General features: G+C 61.4%; 15 protein-coding genes. 9 read left to right on the top strand and 6 right to left on the bottom strand.

The window, feature by feature from the left end:
* The first annotated feature begins 17 nt into the window (after window positions 1–17).
* The 4 genes from IFT44_RS10740 to bfr all read left to right on the top strand — a co-directional run bounded on the left by IFT44_RS10740 (window position 18) and on the right by bfr (window position 3698).
* Window positions 18–1019 (top strand): DNA-directed RNA polymerase subunit alpha, encoded by a 1002-nt coding sequence (locus IFT44_RS10740; RefSeq protein ID WP_007924176.1) that lies wholly within the window; start codon window positions 18–20, stop codon window positions 1017–1019.
* 42 nt (window positions 1020–1061) lie between these two features.
* A complete protein-coding gene (rplQ, locus tag IFT44_RS10735; protein ID WP_122475639.1) occupies window positions 1062–1448 on the top strand; it encodes a 50S ribosomal protein L17 in 387 nt (128 codons plus the stop codon).
* A 182-nt stretch (window positions 1449–1630) separates the two neighbouring features.
* Window positions 1631–3079 (top strand): catalase, encoded by a 1449-nt coding sequence (locus IFT44_RS10730; protein ID WP_192175888.1) that lies wholly within the window; start codon window positions 1631–1633, stop codon window positions 3077–3079.
* Window positions 3080–3233: 154 nt separating this feature from the next.
* Window positions 3234–3698 carry a bacterioferritin gene (gene bfr / locus IFT44_RS10725; RefSeq protein WP_122475635.1) on the top strand — a complete coding sequence of 155 codons (465 nt, stop codon included), beginning with the start codon at window positions 3234–3236 and terminating at the stop codon, window positions 3696–3698.
* A 151-nt stretch (window positions 3699–3849) separates the two neighbouring features.
* Here bfr and uvrA read toward each other — a convergent pair whose 3' ends face one another.
* The gene (uvrA, locus tag IFT44_RS10720; protein ID WP_122475633.1) at window positions 3850–6684 is read right to left on the bottom strand and encodes an excinuclease ABC subunit UvrA; all 2835 of its coding nucleotides are present in this window, start codon (window positions 6682–6684) and stop codon (window positions 3850–3852) included.
* Between the two features lie 165 nt (window positions 6685–6849).
* Between uvrA and IFT44_RS10715 the strand changes: the two genes are divergently transcribed.
* The 5 genes from IFT44_RS10715 (at window position 6850) to IFT44_RS10695 (ending at window position 12191) form a co-directional block, all read left to right on the top strand.
* The gene (locus IFT44_RS10715) at window positions 6850–8244 is read left to right on the top strand and encodes an MFS transporter (RefSeq protein WP_192054910.1); all 1395 of its coding nucleotides are present in this window, start codon (window positions 6850–6852) and stop codon (window positions 8242–8244) included.
* Window positions 8245–8253: 9 nt separating this feature from the next.
* Complete coding sequence (locus IFT44_RS10710) at window positions 8254–8784, top strand: single-stranded DNA-binding protein (protein WP_122475629.1); 531 nt, start codon at window positions 8254–8256, stop codon at window positions 8782–8784.
* A 302-nt stretch (window positions 8785–9086) separates the two neighbouring features.
* Entirely contained in the window at window positions 9087–10223 is a 1137-nt protein-coding gene (locus IFT44_RS10705; RefSeq protein WP_192175887.1) for an acyltransferase family protein, read from the top strand.
* A 161-nt stretch (window positions 10224–10384) separates the two neighbouring features.
* Window positions 10385–11269, top strand: coding sequence for a sugar nucleotide-binding protein (locus IFT44_RS10700; protein ID WP_122475625.1), 885 nt, complete (start codon window positions 10385–10387; stop codon window positions 11267–11269).
* Entirely contained in the window at window positions 11262–12191 is a 930-nt protein-coding gene (locus IFT44_RS10695; protein WP_192175886.1) for an NAD-dependent epimerase/dehydratase family protein, read from the top strand. Before IFT44_RS10700 ends, IFT44_RS10695 begins: the two co-directional genes overlap by 8 nt.
* Window positions 12192–12253: 62 nt before the next feature.
* Here the strand turns inward: IFT44_RS10695 and IFT44_RS10690 are convergent, their stop codons facing one another.
* The 5 genes from IFT44_RS10690 to IFT44_RS10670 all read right to left on the bottom strand — a co-directional run bounded on the left by IFT44_RS10690 (window position 12254) and on the right by IFT44_RS10670 (window position 16155).
* Window positions 12254–12952, bottom strand: a complete 699-nt coding sequence (locus IFT44_RS10690) for an OmpW/AlkL family protein (RefSeq protein WP_192175885.1) — start codon at window positions 12950–12952, stop codon at window positions 12254–12256.
* Window positions 12953–13046: 94 nt separating this feature from the next.
* Window positions 13047–13562, bottom strand: coding sequence for a DUF3299 domain-containing protein (locus IFT44_RS10685; RefSeq protein ID WP_192175884.1), 516 nt, complete (start codon window positions 13560–13562; stop codon window positions 13047–13049).
* An 11-nt stretch (window positions 13563–13573) separates the two neighbouring features.
* Window positions 13574–14839 carry an ABC transporter permease gene (locus IFT44_RS10680; RefSeq protein WP_122475617.1) on the bottom strand — a complete coding sequence of 422 codons (1266 nt, stop codon included), beginning with the start codon at window positions 14837–14839 and terminating at the stop codon, window positions 13574–13576.
* Entirely contained in the window at window positions 14839–15558 is a 720-nt protein-coding gene (locus IFT44_RS10675) for an ABC transporter ATP-binding protein (protein WP_192175883.1), read from the bottom strand. Before IFT44_RS10675 ends, IFT44_RS10680 begins: the two co-directional genes overlap by 1 nt.
* Window positions 15559–15561: 3 nt before the next feature.
* Window positions 15562–16155, bottom strand: coding sequence for a DUF2796 domain-containing protein (locus IFT44_RS10670; RefSeq protein WP_192175882.1), 594 nt, complete (start codon window positions 16153–16155; stop codon window positions 15562–15564).
* Window positions 16156–16329 lie beyond the last annotated feature (174 nt).

The raw sequence follows: 16329 nt of genomic DNA, 5'->3' as shown, positions 1-16329 counted from the left end.
AGAAAATAGGTGCATCCATGCAGATTTCGGTAAATGAGTTCCTGACGCCCCGCCATATTGATGTGCAGGTCGTCAGTCCAACCCGCGCCAAAATCACCCTCGAGCCTCTCGAGCGTGGTTTCGGCCATACCCTGGGCAACGCGCTGCGACGCATCCTGTTGTCCTCAATGCCCGGCTGCGCAGTAGTCGAGGCCGAGATTGACGGTGTACTCCATGAGTACAGCGCCATCGAAGGTGTACAGGAAGACGTCATTGAAATCCTGTTGAACCTGAAAGGCCTGGCTATCAAGCTGCACGGTCGTGACGAAGTTACGCTGACCTTGTCGAAAAAGGGTTCGGGGGTGGTTACCGCTGCCGATATTCAGCTGGATCATGATGTCGAGATCGTTAATCCCGATCACGTAATCGCTAACCTGGCGTCTAACGGCGCCCTGAACATGAAGCTCGTCGTAGCTCGTGGTCGTGGTTATGAACCGGCCGACTCGCGTCAAAGCGATGAAGACGAAAGCCGCAGCATTGGTCGCTTGCAGCTCGACTCTTCGTTCAGCCCGGTACGCCGTATCGCATACGTGGTGGAAAACGCCCGTGTCGAGCAGCGCACTAACCTGGACAAGCTGGTTATTGATCTGGAAACCAACGGTACCCTGGATCCTGAAGAGGCCATCCGTCGCGCTGCAACCATTCTGCAACAGCAGTTGGCTGCGTTCGTCGATCTCAAAGGTGACAGTGAGCCTGTGGTAATCGAGCAGGAAGACGAGATCGATCCGATCCTGCTTCGCCCGGTTGACGATCTGGAACTGACTGTACGTTCGGCTAACTGCCTTAAGGCGGAAAACATTTACTACATCGGCGACCTGATTCAGCGTACCGAAGTAGAACTGTTGAAGACTCCGAACCTGGGCAAGAAATCCTTGACCGAAATCAAGGACGTTCTGGCCTCCCGCGGTCTGTCCCTCGGCATGCGCCTCGACAACTGGCCGCCTGCAAGTCTTAAGAAGGACGACAAGGCGACTGCCTGATCGTCGTAATCACCGAACGTTGTGTTTGGTAAGGAATGAACCATGCGTCATCGTAAAAGTGGACGTCACCTGAGCCGTACCAGCTCGCACCGCAAGGCCATGTTTCAGAACATGGCGGTGTCGCTGTTCGAGCACGAGCTGATCAAGACTACCCTGCCAAAAGCCAAGGAACTGCGCCGCGTTGCCGAGCCGCTGATCACCCTGGCCAAGGTAGACAGCGTTGCAAACCGCCGTCTTGCTTTCGACCGTACTCGTTCGAAAGAAATGGTTGGTAAGCTGTTCAACGATCTGGGCAAGCGCTATGCCACCCGTCAGGGCGGTTACCTGCGTATCCTCAAGTGCGGCTTCCGTACTGGCGATAACGCACCTATGGCGTACGTCGAGCTGGTTGATCGTCCTGTTGGTGGCTCGGTTGAAGCTGCTGAATAAGACGAACAGTCTGTTCTTGAAAAACCGGGCTTAGGTCCGGTTTTTTTATGCCTGCTGATTAGTCAAAATCTATCAGGCAAAGAAGATTTGCTCATTAGTCGAATGAGGGTGTTTTTTGGATACTTGCTCCAAGCCGCTGAAGTCGGCGCCTACACAGCAAGCCTTACCAAGGAACATCGTCCATGAGCCAGAGCAAGATCCTCACCACCGCTAGCGGCGCACCGGTCGCCGACAATCAGAATTCCCGTTCTGCGGGGCCGCGTGGTCCCTTGCTGCTGGACGATTTCCATCTGATCGAGAAGCTTGCGCATTTCAACCGCGAGAATATTCCCGAGCGTCGTGTTCATGCAAAGGGCTCAGGCGCATACGGCACCTTTACGGTAAGCCGTGACATCTCGGAATACTCCAATGCCAAGCTGTTCAGTACCGTAGGCAAGCAGACCGAAACCTTCCTGCGATTTTCCACAGTGGGTGGCGAGCGCGGCTCAGCCGATACCGAGCGCGATCCGCGAGGTTTCGCCCTCAAGTTCTACACTGAGGAAGGCAACTGGGACATCGTTGGCAACAACACGCCTGTGTTCTTCATTCGCGACCCGATGAAGTTTCCCGATTTCATCCACACCCAGAAGCGTTTGCCTCAAAGCAACCTCAAGAGCGCGCAGATGATGTGGGACTTCTGGTCCCATTCGCCCGAAGCGTTGCACCAGGTGACCATTCTGTTCTCGGACCGCGGCATTCCGGACGGCTATCGTCACATGCACGGCTTCGGTAGCCACACCTATAGCTTGATCAATGCCAAGGGTGAGCGTCACTGGGTCAAGTGGCACTACAAGACGGCTCAGGGCATCAAGAACCTTGCTCCAGCCGACGCGGCGCGTATCGCCGGCACCGACCCGGATTACGCACAGCGCGATCTGTTCGATGCAATCGAGCGTGGGGATTTCCCCAAGTGGCGAGTATGCATGCAGATCATGAGTGAGGATCAGGCGAACCGTCACCACGAAAACCCGTTCGACGTGACCAAGACCTGGTCGCAGAAGCAGTTTCCGTTGATCGAAGTGGGCATGCTGGAACTGAACCGCAATCCGCTGAACTACTTTGCCGAAGTTGAGCAGGCAACCTTCGGCCCGAGCAACATGGTGCCCGGCGTAGGGCTGTCGCCCGACCGCATGCTGCAAGGCCGTGTGTTCGCCTATGCCGATGCCCACCGCTATCGCGTCGGGACCAATCATCAGCAGTTGCCGGTGAACGCACCCCGCAGCACGGTTCACTCGTACCAGCGCGACGGTTCGATGGCCTTTGGCAGCAATGGCGGTGCTGCTCCTAACTACGAGCCCAACAGCTACACCGATGCACCCAAGCAGGCGCCTCAGTATCGCGAGCCGGCCTTGGCCTTGCACGGTGATGCTGATCGCTTCGATCATCGCGTGGATGCGGATTACTACAGCCAGGCCGGCGCTCTTTTTCGTTTGATGAATGCCGAGCAGCAGACTCTGCTCATCGACAACATCGCTGGCGCGATGATGGGTGTCAGCGCGGATGTGGTGGAGCGCCAGTTGCAGCACTTCTACCGTGCGGACGAAGCCTACGGTAATGGGATCGCCAAGGCATTGGGCATGCAACTGGGCTGAACCTAAGTGATAAGAAGAACCGCCCTCATCTGGGCGGTTTTTCGCTTTATTTCGTCACATTTTCTCTGCTTTTTAGCGTATTTCTGCACCGCGGGCCGTGACGTATCCGCGACCTTGGTTCAAACTATGCCTTTCTGCTAGGAGATATACGGCGATGCAAGGCCACCCGGACGTAATCGATTACCTCAATACTTTGCTCACAGGCGAGCTGGCTGCCCGTGATCAGTATTTCATCCACTCGCGGATGTACGAGGACTGGGGCTTCGCCAAGCTCTTCGAGCGCATCAATCATGAGATGGAAGAAGAAGCAGGTCATGCCGACGCCTTGATGCGTCGCATCCTGATGCTCGAAGGCACGCCGCGCATGCGTCCGGACGACCTTGAAGTCGGTACGGATGTCCCGAGCATGATCGCTGCCGATCTGCGTCTGGAATACAAGGTGCGTGCGGCCTTGTGCAAGGGTATCGAGTTGTGCGAACGACACAGCGACTTCGTGACTCGCGACATACTGCGGGTGCAGTTGGCGGATACCGAGGAAGATCATACGTACTGGCTGGAGAAGCAGCAGGGTTTGATCAAGTCCATTGGCTTGGAGAATTACCTGCAGTCGCAGTTCTGATCTCATCGTAGCAGTGGTTGAAGGCCAGGCAGGATGCACGGTGATTCTGCAGGGTTATGGTGCTGGCCGATGACGCGGCTTGCGCCGCTGCTACAGGGTTGGTGTTGTGTTTGGATTGAAAAAAGCCCCGCTTGTGCGGGGCTTTTTAGTTTCAGGCTTTGTCGCGTTCGAGCAGCGGTTTGAGGTAGTGACCGGTGTAGGACTGCTTCATGTCCGCAACCTGCTCCGGTGTGCCGACGGCGATGATCTGGCCGCCTTTGGAGCCGCCCTCCGGGCCCAGGTCGACCAGCCAGTCTGCAGTCTTGATGACATCGAGGTTGTGCTCGATCACCACCACGGTGTTGCCGTGGTCGCGCAGGCGATGCAGCACGTCGAGCAGCTGCTGGATATCGGCGAAGTGCAGGCCAGTGGTGGGTTCGTCAAGGATGTAGAGCGTCTTGCCGGTGTCGCGCTTGGACAGCTCGCGGGACAGTTTGACCCGCTGTGCTTCACCGCCGGACAAGGTGGTCGCCGACTGCCCCAGCTTGATGTAGGACAGGCCGACATCCATGAGCGTCTGCAGCTTGCGCGCCAGTGCCGGTACCGCATCGAAGAACTCGCGCGCCTCCTCGATGGTCATCTCGAGGGTTTCGTGGATGTTCTTGCCCTTGTACTTGATCTCCAGGGTTTCGCGGTTGTAGCGCTTGCTCTTGCAGACATCGCAGGGCACATAGATGTCGGGCAGGAAGTGCATCTCTACCTTGATCAAGCCGTCGCCCTGGCAGGCCTCGCAGCGACCACCCTTGACGTTAAACGAGAAGCGGCCCGGGCCATAACCGCGTGAGCGCGATTCCGGCACCCCAGCGAACAGTTCGCGGATCGGTGTGAACAATCCGGTGTAGGTGGCAGGGTTCGAGCGCGGCGTGCGTCCGATCGGGCTCTGGTCGATGTCGACCACTTTGTCCAGGTGCTGCAAGCCATTGATGCTGTCATGCGCCGAGGCTTCCAGCGTGGTTGCACCATTGAGAGCGGTGGCGCTGAGGGGGAACAGGGTGTTGTTGATCAGGGTCGACTTGCCCGAGCCGGAAACGCCGGTGACGCAGGTCAGCAAGCCGATCGGGATCTCCAGATCGACATTGCGCAGATTGTTGCCGCGGGCGCCCTTGAGCGTCAGGGCCAGCTTTTTGTTGCGCGGCGTACGCTTGGCTGGCACGGCGATCTTCACGCGGCCGGACAGGTACTTGCCGGTCAGCGAGTCGGGATGGTCCATGACCTCCTGCGCGGTGCCCTGGGCGACGATATGGCCGCCATGCACGCCGGCGCCGGGGCCGATGTCCACCACGTAGTCGGCGAGGCGAATGGCATCTTCGTCATGCTCGACGACGATGACGGTATTGCCGATGTCGCGCAGGTGCTTGAGGGTCCCCAGCAACCGATCATTGTCCCGCTGATGCAGGCCGATGGAGGGCTCGTCGAGAATGTACATCACGCCGACCAGGCCCGCACCGATCTGGCTGGCCAGACGGATGCGCTGGGCTTCGCCGCCGGACAGCGTGTCGGCACTGCGGTCCAAGGTCAGGTAGTCCAGGCCGACGTTGACCAGAAACTGCAGGCGCTCGCGGATTTCCTTGAGGATCTTGTCGGCAATTTCGCCCTTGCGTCCGGTCAGGGCGAGCGTGCCGAAGTACTCGGTGGCGTCGCCGATCGGCAGGCCGGTGACGGCGGGCAGGGTTTTCTCGCCTACCCATACATGCCGAGCCTCGCGGCGCAGACGCGTGCCGCGGCAGTCCGGGCAGGGCTGGGTGCTGAGGAACTTGGCGAGTTCTTCACGGACGCTGGCCGACTCGGTTTCGCGGTAGCGGCGTTCGAGGTTGGGCACGATGCCTTCGAACGGGTGCGAACGTTTGACGATATCGCCCCGGTCATTCAGGTAACGGAAGTCGACGTTGTGGGTGCCGCTGCCGGTGAGGATGACTTTCTGCTGGTCGGCCGGCAGCTCGTTGAACGGCACGTCGAGGCTGAACTGATAATGGCTGGCGAGCGAGCCGAGCATCTGGAAATAGTAGACGTTGCGCCGGTCCCAGCCGCGGATCGCGCCCTCGGCCAGGGTCAATTCGCCATTCACCAAGCGCTTGTTGTCGAAAAACTGTTTCACGCCCAGGCCATCGCAGGTCGGGCAGGCGCCGGCCGGGTTGTTGAAGGAGAACAGCTTGGGTTCCAGTTCGCTGATTGCGTGGCCGCAGATCGGGCAGGCAAAGCGTGCGGAGAAGATGATCTCTTCGAACGGTTCGTCGTCCATCGACGCCACCAGGGCGATGCCATCGGCCAGCTTCAACGCCGTCTCGAACGATTCGGCCAGACGCTGTTGCAGGTCGGCACGGACCTTGAAGCGGTCCACCACCACTTCGATGGTGTGCTTCTTCTGCTTGTCGAGCTTGGGCAGCTCGTCCATTTCGTAGAGCTTGCCGTTGATGCGCGCACGGACGAAACCCTGCGCGCGCAGCTCTTCGAAAATGGCCAGGTGCTCGCCTTTGCGTTCGCGGATGACCGGGGCCAGCAGCATGAGGCGGGCGCCTTCGGGCTGCGCCAGGACGAGGTCGACCATCTGGCTGACGGTCTGGGCCTCCAGCGGAATGTCGTGATCCGGGCAGCGCGGCGTGCCCACGCGGGCGTACAGCAGACGCAGGTAGTCGTAGATCTCGGTAATGGTGCCGACGGTGGAGCGCGGGTTGTGCGATGTCGACTTCTGCTCGATGGAAATGGCCGGCGACAGACCTTCGATGGTGTCGACGTCGGGCTTTTCCATCATCGACAGGAATTGCCGGGCATAGGCCGACAGCGATTCGACGTAGCGGCGTTGGCCTTCGGCGTAGAGGGTGTCGAAAGCCAGGGAGGATTTGCCTGAACCCGACAGCCCGGTGATCACGATCAGTTTGTCACGGGGCAGGGTCAGGTCGATGTTTTTCAAATTGTGGGTTCGAGCCCCACGTACCAGAATCTTGTCCAAGGCGGCCTCGCGCGGCGGGCGTAAACAGGTGAGTATACGGGGCTTGTCAATGGCACGGCACGGTGAGTGCGCGCAAAGATGAAGAAGGCGCGTCATAGCGTCGCCGTCTGTGCCGTTACTGGGTGGGACTGGTAGAATCGTCACCGGTTCACACGAGGTTTATCCATGCACGATCCCCACAGCGAACGCATGAGCAGCGGTGAAACCCGCGCAGCCAGCGGGTTGGCCCTGGTGTTCGCTTTCCGCATGCTGGGCATGTTCATGGTCCTGCCAGTGCTGGCGACCTATGGCATGGACCTGGCGGGCGCCACCCCGGCCCTGATCGGTCTGGCGATTGGCGCCTATGGCCTGACCCAGGCATTTCTGCAGATCCCTTTCGGGGTCATCTCCGACCGGATCGGCCGTCGTCCGGTCATCTACGGCGGCCTGGTGATCTTCGCCATCGGCAGCGTGGTCGCGGCCCAGTCCGACTCCATCTGGGGTGTGATCGCTGGACGCGTTCTGCAGGGCGCCGGGGCGATATCGGCAGCGGTCATGGCCCTGCTATCGGACCTGACCCGCGAACAGAACCGCACCAAGGCGATGGCCATGATCGGCATGAGCATTGGCGTGTCGTTCGCGGTGGCGATGGTGGTCGGGCCACTGCTGACCCGCGCCTTCGGCCTGCATGGCCTGTTCCTGGCGACCGGCGGGCTGGCGTTGGTTGGCATCGCGCTGGTGGCCTTCGTGGTGCCCAAGGCGACGGCACATACCCTTCATCGTGAGTCGGGCGTGACCCGCAGCGAGATGCTGGCCACCCTCAAGCACCCCGATCTGCTGCGCCTGGACCTCGGCATTTTCGTGCTTCACTCGATCCTGATGGCAAGCTTCGTCGCCTTGCCACTGGCATTGGTGGAGCGCGCCGGGTTGCCCAAGGAGCAGCATTGGTGGGTGTACCTGACCGCCCTGGTCGTATCTTTTTTCGCAATGATTCCGTTCATCATCTACGGCGAAAAGAAGCGCAAGATGAAGCGTGTTCTGCTGGGCGCGGTGGCGACCTTGATGCTGGTGGAGGTGTTCTTCTGGGCGTTCGGCGACAGCCTGAGGGCGCTGGTCATTGGCACGGTGGTGTTCTTCACGGCGTTCAACCTGCTGGAGGCGTCGCTGCCCTCGTTGATCAGCAAGGTTTCGCCGGCCGGCGGCAAGGGCACGGCCATGGGGGTGTATTCCACCAGCCAGTTCCTGGGGTCGGCCATGGGTGGCATCCTTGGTGGTTGGTTGTTTCAGCAGGGTGGCCTGGGTGTGGTCTTCATCGGATGCGCGGCGCTGTGCGCCCTGTGGCTGGCCATAGCTGTTACTATGCGCGAACCACCCTACGTGACCAGTCTGCGCTTGCCGCTTTCGCCCCAAGCGATGCGCGAGACGGGATTGGCCGAGCGGTTGAAAGCCGTGCCCGGTGTAACAGATGCGGTGGTGGTGGCAGAAGAGGCCGCCATCTATATCAAATTGGACAAAGAAATTTTGGATCGCACCGCCCTCGAGCGCCTGGTCAACCCAGCGCCGACAGCGTGCGAAGCCTAGGAGAACGTTATGGCCCGTGGGGTTAACAAAGTCATTCTGGTGGGTACTTGCGGTCAGGATCCTGAGGTCCGTTTCCTGCCCAACGGCAATGCGGTCACCAACCTGAGCCTGGCCACCAGCGAGCAGTGGACCGACAAGCAGAGCGGCCAGAAGGTCGAGCGTACCGAGTGGCACCGTGTGTCGATGTTTGGCAAGGTTGCGGAGATCGCCGGTGAGTACCTGCGCAAGGGCTCGCAGGTGTACATCGAAGGCAAGCTGCAGACCCGCGAGTGGGAAAAGGACGGTATCAAGCGCTACACCACCGAGATCATCGTCGACATGCAGGGCACCATGCAGCTGTTGGGCGGCCGTCCGCAGAACAACGACCAGCAGGGCGGCGGTGGCAACAACTACCAGCAGTCGGCACCGGCCCCACGTCAGCAGGCGCCGCGCCCGCAGCAGTCCGCGCCGCAGCAGCGTTCGGCTCCGCCTGCGCAGCAGCAGCCAGCACAGCAGCCGGCTCCGGACTTTGACAGCTTTGATGATGATATTCCGTTCTAGGGTATATCTGCACCGCCCGTATGAAATGAAAAAGCCCCGCTGCCAACCGGCACCGGGGCTTTTTGCCGCTCGCCAAAAAGCAGGCGAGGGTGCTGCTTCGAGCAGGCCTCATAAAGCGGCTTTGACGCCAGTTTTTCAGCTGTTTTCGCAGCGGCAAAATATAAATATATGCATCGCGTATTACCTTGCCCTGGCCCCGCCGCTTCACTAAGATTTTTCCAACTTCGCGGCCCTGTTGCCCACGCTTCGTTACCTGGAGCGCACTGCCTGCAGCCGATACACCCTTCGAACGGAATCACGTCATGGCTTCAGGTCAACGCTTTCACGCGCTCGACAGTCTTCGCGGTATCTGCGCGTTGGCCGTTGTGCTGTATCACCTGCATGTGGTCGGCAGTGTGACGGAGCTGGCGTTCTTTCGCAGTGCCGATTTGTTCGTGGATTTCTTCTTTGTGCTCAGCGGCTTCGTGATCACCCATGCCTACGGCGCGCGGCACGATCTGGACCTGCGGCGGTTCTTCATTCTGCGCACTTTTCGGCTGGCTCCCTTGCATGTCTGTTTGCTGGGCGTGTTCATCGTCTTCGAGTTCGTGAAGTGGGGCGCCGCGCAGCAAGGGGTCAACTTCAACAAGGAGCCGTTCACCGGCATGTATGCGCCTTCGCAGATCGTGCCCAACTTGCTGTTGATCCAGGCGTGGACGCCGTGGACCGAGAACATGTCGTTCAACTATCCGTCCTGGAGCATCAGCATCGAGTACTACATGTATTTGATTTTCGCCGCGGTGGTGCTGTGCACGTTGGCGCATCGTCGGGTGCTGGCCTGGGCAGGCATCGTCATGGGTGCTGCGGCGTTGTTGTACAGCGGGGCAGGGCCGTTCACCGCGCTGGCCTACAAGGGGCTGGCGTGCTTCTTCGCCGGGGCGCTGTGCTACAAGGCCTTCGAGGCACTGCGCCGACGCGTGCAGCCGGGGTTCGCAATGGCTTCGCTGCTCGAAGTCGTGGCGGGCGGATCTATTGTCTGGGTGCTCAGCAGTGACGAGCCGAACAAGGCCATGCTGGCCAGCGCTCTGTTCTGCCTGACGGTGACCTTGTATGCGTTCGATGCCGGGGTCGTTTCCAACGTGCTGAAGACGCGTGTGTTCGAGCTGCTGGGGCGACTTTCTTACTCGATCTACCTGACCCATGTGATCATTTTGAGTGTGTTGATCCTGCTCTTCATGGTGTTGGAGAAGAAGACCGGCTTGCCGCTGGCGCCGGTGTTCGGAGATTTCCGTTATCTGGACAGCGGTTATCCGTGGCTGAACAATCTGCTCGTGGGCCTGGTATTGCTGGCCGTGATCGGGGTTTCCTTCATCACCTACCACCTGATCGAGGTCAACGGGCAGAAGCTGGGGCGTCGTTTACTGGGGCAACGATTGCCTGCGCAGGCTGTGCCGGGCTGAGGCTGCGGGGCTGTCACTAACCCCTCTTTTTGATAGCGCGTGACGTCGGCGTCAGAAAAACGCAAAATGGCTGTTCGATTCGAGTGCGGGCGAAGGTTTTGTCGTCGACCACGCGCCTGCGGTTAATCTGAACTGCCAATTTGAACGGACCTGCTGACTCTATGCGAATGCGCCTTATGCTGTTGGGCGGTGGGAATGCCCTAGGACAAGCGCTGATTCGCCTCGGAGCGGAAGAGGGCATCGGCTTCCTGGCCCCGCGGCCGCCGGAAAACGGTTGGGACGGGGCGAGCCTCACCGACCTGCTCGATGAAACCCGCCCCGATGCGCTGATCAATCTGGCGTACTACTTCGACTGGTTTCAGGCCGATGCAGTGAGCCAGGCGCGCCTGGACCAACAAGAAATCGCGGTAGAGCGCCTGGCCGAACGCTGCCAGCAGCACCAGATCGTGCTTTTGCAGCCTTCCAGCTATCGTGTGTTCGATGGCTCGCGGGCCACTGCCTACAGCGAAAAGGATGAGCCGGTGCCCCTTGGCCTGCGCGGTCAGGCGCTGTGGCGCATCGAGCAGAGCGTGCGCGCGGCCTGCCCACGGCACGTGCTGTTGCGGTTCGGCTGGCTGCTGGACGACAGCGCCGACGGCGTGCTGGGGCGCTACCTGCAGCGCGCCGAGCTGCCGCAACCGCTGCCGCTGGCCGATGACCGGCGCGGCAATCCGACCCCGGTGGATGATGCCGCGCGGGTGATCCTCTCGGTGCTCAAGCAGCTGGACTGCGAAGCGCCGCTGTGGGGCACCTACCACTATGCCGGCAACGAGGCGACCACTGCCTTGGCCCTTGGCCAGGCGATCATCAGCGAAGCCAGGACGATGCACGCACTGGCGATCGATGCGCCCACCGCGCAGGCCCACGCCGCGCGGCCCGATGCCGGGGAAGAACCGCAGCACGCCGTGCTGGCCTGCAAGAAAATCCTGCACACCTTCGGTATCAAGCCGCGCGCCTGGCGTTCGGGGCTGCCGAGCCTTCTGGACAGATACTACCGACATGGCTGATACACCCATTCTGATCACCGGCGGTGCCGGTTTCATTGGCTCCCATCTGGTCGATGCGTTGCTGGCCGAAGGTCACTCGGTGCGGGTGCTCGACGACTTGTCCACAGGCAAGCGCAGCAACCTGCCGATGGAAAACCCCAGGCTGGAGCTGATCGAAGGCGATGTCGCCGACGCACGCCTGTTGGCACAGGTGGTAGGCGGCTGCAAAGCGGTGGTGCACCTGGCCGCGGTCGCTTCGGTGCAGGCTTCTGTGGACGATCCGGTGAAGACTCACCAGAGCAACTTCATCGGCACCTTGAACCTGTGCGAAGCGATGCGTCTGGCGGGGGTCAAGCGTGTGCTGTTCGCTTCCAGTGCCGCGGTGTATGGCAACAATGGCGAAGGTGAGGCGGTCGGCGAGAACACACCCAAGGCACCTTTGACGCCCTATGCATCGGACAAGCTGGCCAGTGAGTACTATCTGGACTTCTACCACCGCGAGCATGGGCTGGAGCCGGTGGTGTTTCGCTTCTTCAATATCTACGGGCCGAGGCAGGATCCGTCCTCGCCGTATTCGGGCGTCATCAGTATTTTCAGCGAGCGCGCCCAGCGTGGGCAGCCGATCAGCCTGTTCGGCGATGGCGAACAGACCCGTGACTTCTTCTATGTCGGTGACCTGGTGACCTTGCTGATGCAGGGGTTGCAGCAGGCCACCGTGCAACCGGGGCCGGTGAACGTAGGGCTGAACCAGGCGACGTCGCTCAATCAGCTGCTGGCGGGGCTGGGCGCAGTGCTGGGCGGTTTGCCGGCGGTGAGCCACGGCCCGGCGCGTGCGGGCGATATCCGTCACTCGCGCGCCGATAACGCCTTGCTGCTGGAACGCTTCGAACTGGGCCCGGTGACGCCGCTGGAAGAAGGGTTGCGGCGCCTCCTGGCACCGTAACCGCCCACTGTCGCCAGCCCGTTGCCGCACCGATGGGGCAGGGCTGGCGGCAGGATCGTTGCCTAGAACTTGTAGCCCACACCCACCATGTACACCCACGGATCGACTTCCAGGTCGACTTTGGTGCGGCCGACGCCTAGCGCCGTGGGGCCGTCGACGCTGGCCTTGGTGTCGATGTCGACGTACCAGACCGACGCATTGAGCATCATGTGCTCGCCCAACATGTAGTCGAAACCCAATTGCCCGGCAATGCCCACCGAGTCCTGGATCTTCAGGTTGTCGAAGCCCTGCTGCTTGCGCGCGCCACTCAGGTCTTCGTCGTAGAACAGGGTGTAGTTGATGCCGACGCCGGCGTACGGCTGGAAGCGCGACGTTGGCGCCAATGGGTAGTACTGCAATGACAGGGTGGGAGGCAGTTGCTTGACGTCTGCCAGCTTGCCGTCGAGCCCGCCGATACCGGTGGCGGCGCTGATTCCGCGCACGCCTACGGTGTGCTGGAATGGAGTGGCCGCCAGCAGCTCGATGCCGACGTGGTCGGTGAGCATGTAGGCGAAGGCCAGGCCCAGCTGCGTGTCGCTGTCGAGGGTGGCTTTGGTGCCTGCGATCTTGGCGCCGTCCAGCTTGAGCTGGCCGCTGTCTTCATTGGGCGCGGTGGTGGCGGCGCCGGCGCGAATGATCATGTCGCCGGCTTGGTGGGCCTGGGCCTGTGAGGTTGCCAGCGCCAGGGCAATCAGTGAGGCGCCGAGCAAGGACTTGTTCATGGGGGCTCCATTGGGGAATGCGAAGGACATTCGCCCAATGGTAGTCAGTGCGTCGCTACGGTTTTTTGATCTGGCTCAATGAAAAGTCATTGGCTCAGTCGGGAAGTTCGTAGGCATAGATCTTCGCCGCGGCCATCTGGTAGCCGGCCTGGGCCAGGTCGCTGGTGCTGGCCTTGACCTGCATCGGTCCCTCGATCCAGTAGGGCTGGTAGAGCTCCTCGACCTTGACCCCGACGGCGCTGGTGACGTGCACGATCTGATTGGACGGCGGCGGCGGTACATGGATGCAGGCGCCGAAATAGGGCACCAGGAGAAACTCGGTGGTCCGACCGGCCTCGTTGACCTCCAGCGGCACGATGTAGCCGGGGATACGCAGCTGCTGGCCGTCCAGTGCCTGGACCACGGGTGCATCGGGCGCCTGCTGGTGGACGGCAGGCGCTGCTTCGACCAAGGTCGTGCCGATGTTCGCCAGATCGTGCATTGGCGTCATCTGCGGGGTCAGCTTGGGCGCATCCGGCGGGATAAGCGTCTCCCAGCTGACTTCCTTGAGCTCGGCTGCGGACAGCGACATGCTGGTCAGCAGCAACAGGGCCATTACCGCGCGCAACATAGGTGAAATCCTCACAGGTGGATCGACAGGCCGTCGGCCAGAGATTGCCGGTAGGCGCGCCAGGCCGGGATCGCGCCCATGACCACTGCGGCCGCGAGAATGATCCCCAGCAGCGACCACTCATAGGCGCTGGGCAGGCTCAGCGGCAGATACAGGCCGTAGTTGGACTGCACGTAGCCCTGCGCGCAGGCAATGCCCAGGTACAACAATGCCATGCCCGCGAGGATTCCGACCAGTGCCAGGGCGAAGGCTTCGAGAATCAGCAGGCCGGCAATGTGCCAGGGACGAGCGCCGACCGAGCGCAGGATGGCCATCTCGCGACGGCGTTCGTTGAGGCTGGTGACGATGGCCGTGAGCATGCCGATCAGGCCGGTCAGCACGACGAATACGGAGATCACGAACAACGCCTGTTCTGCAGTGCCCATCAGGCTCCACAGCTCCTGCAGGGCCACGCCGGGCAGGATCGCCATCAACGGTTCGCCGCGAAAGTCGTTGATGTCGCGTTGCAGGGCGAAGGTGGCGATCTTGCTGTTCAGGCCGACCATGAACGCGGTGATGGCGCTGGGTGTGAGGTCCATGTTGCGCGCCTGGTCGGCGCTTATGCGTCCGGCGCCGCGCGCCGGGACGCCATTCTTCCAGTCGACATGGATCGCTTCCATGCCGCCCAGGCTGATGTGCAGCGTGCGATCGACCGGCGTACCGGTGCGGGCGAGGATGCCGACGACGGTGAACGGCTTGTCGTCGTGCTTGACCAGGCTGATCGCCGCCACGCCGTGGGCCAGCACCAGTTTGTCGCCCAGCTTGTAATGCAGGGCATCGGCGACCTGCGCGCCAAGCACCACCTCGAACGGGTCGGTCTGGAAGGCACGGCCCTGCACCACCTGCAGCGACTGCCGGCGGCCGTACTGATAGTGTTCGAAATAGCTCTGGTTGGTGCCCATGACCCGGTAGCCGCGGTGCGAGTCACCCAGCGAGATGGGAATGGCCCACTTGACCTGCGGGTTGTTGGCGTAATGCTCGAAACTGTCCCAGCGGATGTTGTTGGTGGCGTTGCCGATGCGGAACACCGAGTAAAGCAGCAGGTTGACCGAGCCGGAGCGGGCGCCGACGATCAGGTCGGTACCGCTGACCGTGCTGGCGAAGCTGGCACGGGCTTCGTGACGCACACGTTCCACGGCCAGCAGCAGGCACACCGACAGGGCAATGGCGAAGGCGGTCAGGAACGCGGTGAAGCGGCGGTTGGCCAGGCTGGCCAGGGCAAGACGAAGCAGGTACATCAAGACACCTCGGGTGAGGCAGGGCGTGCTGCGTGATTGAGTTCGGCCAAAGACAGGTGGCGGTCGAACAGAGGCGCCAGGCTTTGATCGTGACTGACGAACAGCAGGCTCGAGCCGGCGGCGCGACATTCGGCGAACAGCAGTTGGATGAAGGCTTCGCGGGCATCGCTGTCCAGTGCCGAGGTCGGCTCGTCGGCGATCACCAGTTCGGGTTGGCCGATCAGCGCGCGCGCAGCCGCCACGCGTTGCTGCTGACCGATGGAGAGGGTGTCGGCACGGCGTTGGAGCAGGGCCGGATCGGTCAGGCCAAGGTGTGCCAGCAGTTGCGTGGCCGCCTGGGCAACACTGCCATGGCGCTTCTCGGCACGCGCGGTACGGCGGCGAGAGAAGCGGCAGGGCAGCTCCACGTTCTCACGCACCGACAGGAACGGCAGCAGGTTGAATTGCTGGAAGATGTAGCCCGTGTGTTCGACGCGAAACCGGTCACGGGCGGCAAAGCTCAACTCGCTCAGGTTCTGCCCGAGCAAGTGAACGCTGCCATGCTGCGGCGTGTGCACGCCGCCGAGCAGGCCCAGCAGGGTGGTCTTGCCACTGCCGCTGGGGCCCTTCAGGAACAGGGTTTCCCCACGCTCCAGACGGAACGCGGGAATGTCCAGCAACATCGCTTGGCCAGGCCAGGCAAAGCCCAGTTCGGCCAGCTCGATCAATGCATCGCTCATGGGTCAGAATTTCAGGCTGCTTTGCTTGGGGGTGAGGTCCGTACCCTGCTGGCCGGACGGGCCGATCAGTTGTACCTGAATTTTCTGGGTGGCGGGGAAGGTGCTGAACAAGCGCGCCAGGTCCAGGTGTTCCAGGGCCTGTGGCGACGCGCAGGTGAAGTGGTAGTGCGCATGAATCTCGCTGTGCTCGTGGTGATGCTCTTCACCTTGCTTGGTTTCTGCGGCGTTGTGCTCGTGGGCAGGCTTGTCGCCGAACAACGGGCTTTCCAGCTTCTGCTCGGCGACTTTGCAATTGGCTGCGGCGGGCAGGCCGAACAGGGCCAGGGGTTGCTCGAGGGTCTTGCGTGCCGCGGCGACCTTGGCCTTGTCGGCATCGCTGCTGGCGGCATGCTCGAAGCCCACCAGGTTCATGGCCGGGCTTTGCAGTTCCAGTTCGAGGGATTGGCCATCCAGGGCGGCGTCCAATCGTGCCACGCCGTGTTCGTGGGCGCCGAGGCTGCCGTGCTCATGCTCATGCTCATGCTCGTGGCCCTCCTCGTGGGCATGGGCGACGAAGGGCAGCAGAGCGAAGGGCAGGGCAAGCATGAGACGGCGCATTGGGGAATCTCGTGAGCGATATGGAAACGCAATGTTATAACAAATTTACATTGGGTTGCCATGTGTCTGTAAAGATTCATGTTCGGTTCAGGCAATGCGTGCAGAGGGCTTGAAGTCGAAGCCGGGATTGCTTCACCCGCGAGGCGCTGCTACAACGAGGCCTCGTTATGGAAG

The sequence above is a fragment of the Pseudomonas sp. CFBP 13710 genome, from assembly GCF_014842235.1.
GTDB classification, from domain to species: Bacteria; Pseudomonadota; Gammaproteobacteria; order Pseudomonadales; family Pseudomonadaceae; genus Aquipseudomonas; species Aquipseudomonas baltica.
Note: the sequence above shows the minus strand (reverse complement) of the source record. Positions and strands in the feature narration are given on the sequence as shown.

What these genes read in the sequence shown, in the direction of transcription:
- IFT44_RS10740 (WP_007924176.1), top strand. Translation starts at nt 18, where the DNA reads ATGCAGATTTCGGTAAATGAGTTCCTGACGCCCCGCCATATTGATGTG.
- rplQ (WP_122475639.1), top strand. Translation starts at nt 1,062, where the DNA reads ATGCGTCATCGTAAAAGTGGACGTCACCTGAGCCGTACCAGCTCGCAC.
- IFT44_RS10730 (WP_192175888.1), top strand. Translation starts at nt 1,631, where the DNA reads ATGAGCCAGAGCAAGATCCTCACCACCGCTAGCGGCGCACCGGTCGCC.
- bfr (WP_122475635.1), top strand. Translation starts at nt 3,234, where the DNA reads ATGCAAGGCCACCCGGACGTAATCGATTACCTCAATACTTTGCTCACA.
- IFT44_RS10715 (WP_192054910.1), top strand. Translation starts at nt 6,850, where the DNA reads ATGCACGATCCCCACAGCGAACGCATGAGCAGCGGTGAAACCCGCGCA.
- IFT44_RS10710 (WP_122475629.1), top strand. Translation starts at nt 8,254, where the DNA reads ATGGCCCGTGGGGTTAACAAAGTCATTCTGGTGGGTACTTGCGGTCAG.
- IFT44_RS10705 (WP_192175887.1), top strand. Translation starts at nt 9,087, where the DNA reads ATGGCTTCAGGTCAACGCTTTCACGCGCTCGACAGTCTTCGCGGTATC.
- IFT44_RS10700 (WP_122475625.1), top strand. Translation starts at nt 10,385, where the DNA reads ATGCGAATGCGCCTTATGCTGTTGGGCGGTGGGAATGCCCTAGGACAA.
- IFT44_RS10695 (WP_192175886.1), top strand. Translation starts at nt 11,262, where the DNA reads ATGGCTGATACACCCATTCTGATCACCGGCGGTGCCGGTTTCATTGGC.
- IFT44_RS10690 (WP_192175885.1), bottom strand. Translation starts at nt 12,952, where the DNA reads ATGAACAAGTCCTTGCTCGGCGCCTCACTGATTGCCCTGGCGCTGGCA.
- IFT44_RS10685 (WP_192175884.1), bottom strand. Translation starts at nt 13,562, where the DNA reads ATGTTGCGCGCGGTAATGGCCCTGTTGCTGCTGACCAGCATGTCGCTG.
- IFT44_RS10680 (WP_122475617.1), bottom strand. Translation starts at nt 14,839, where the DNA reads ATGTACCTGCTTCGTCTTGCCCTGGCCAGCCTGGCCAACCGCCGCTTC.
- IFT44_RS10675 (WP_192175883.1), bottom strand. Translation starts at nt 15,558, where the DNA reads ATGAGCGATGCATTGATCGAGCTGGCCGAACTGGGCTTTGCCTGGCCT.
- IFT44_RS10670 (WP_192175882.1), bottom strand. Translation starts at nt 16,155, where the DNA reads ATGCGCCGTCTCATGCTTGCCCTGCCCTTCGCTCTGCTGCCCTTCGTC.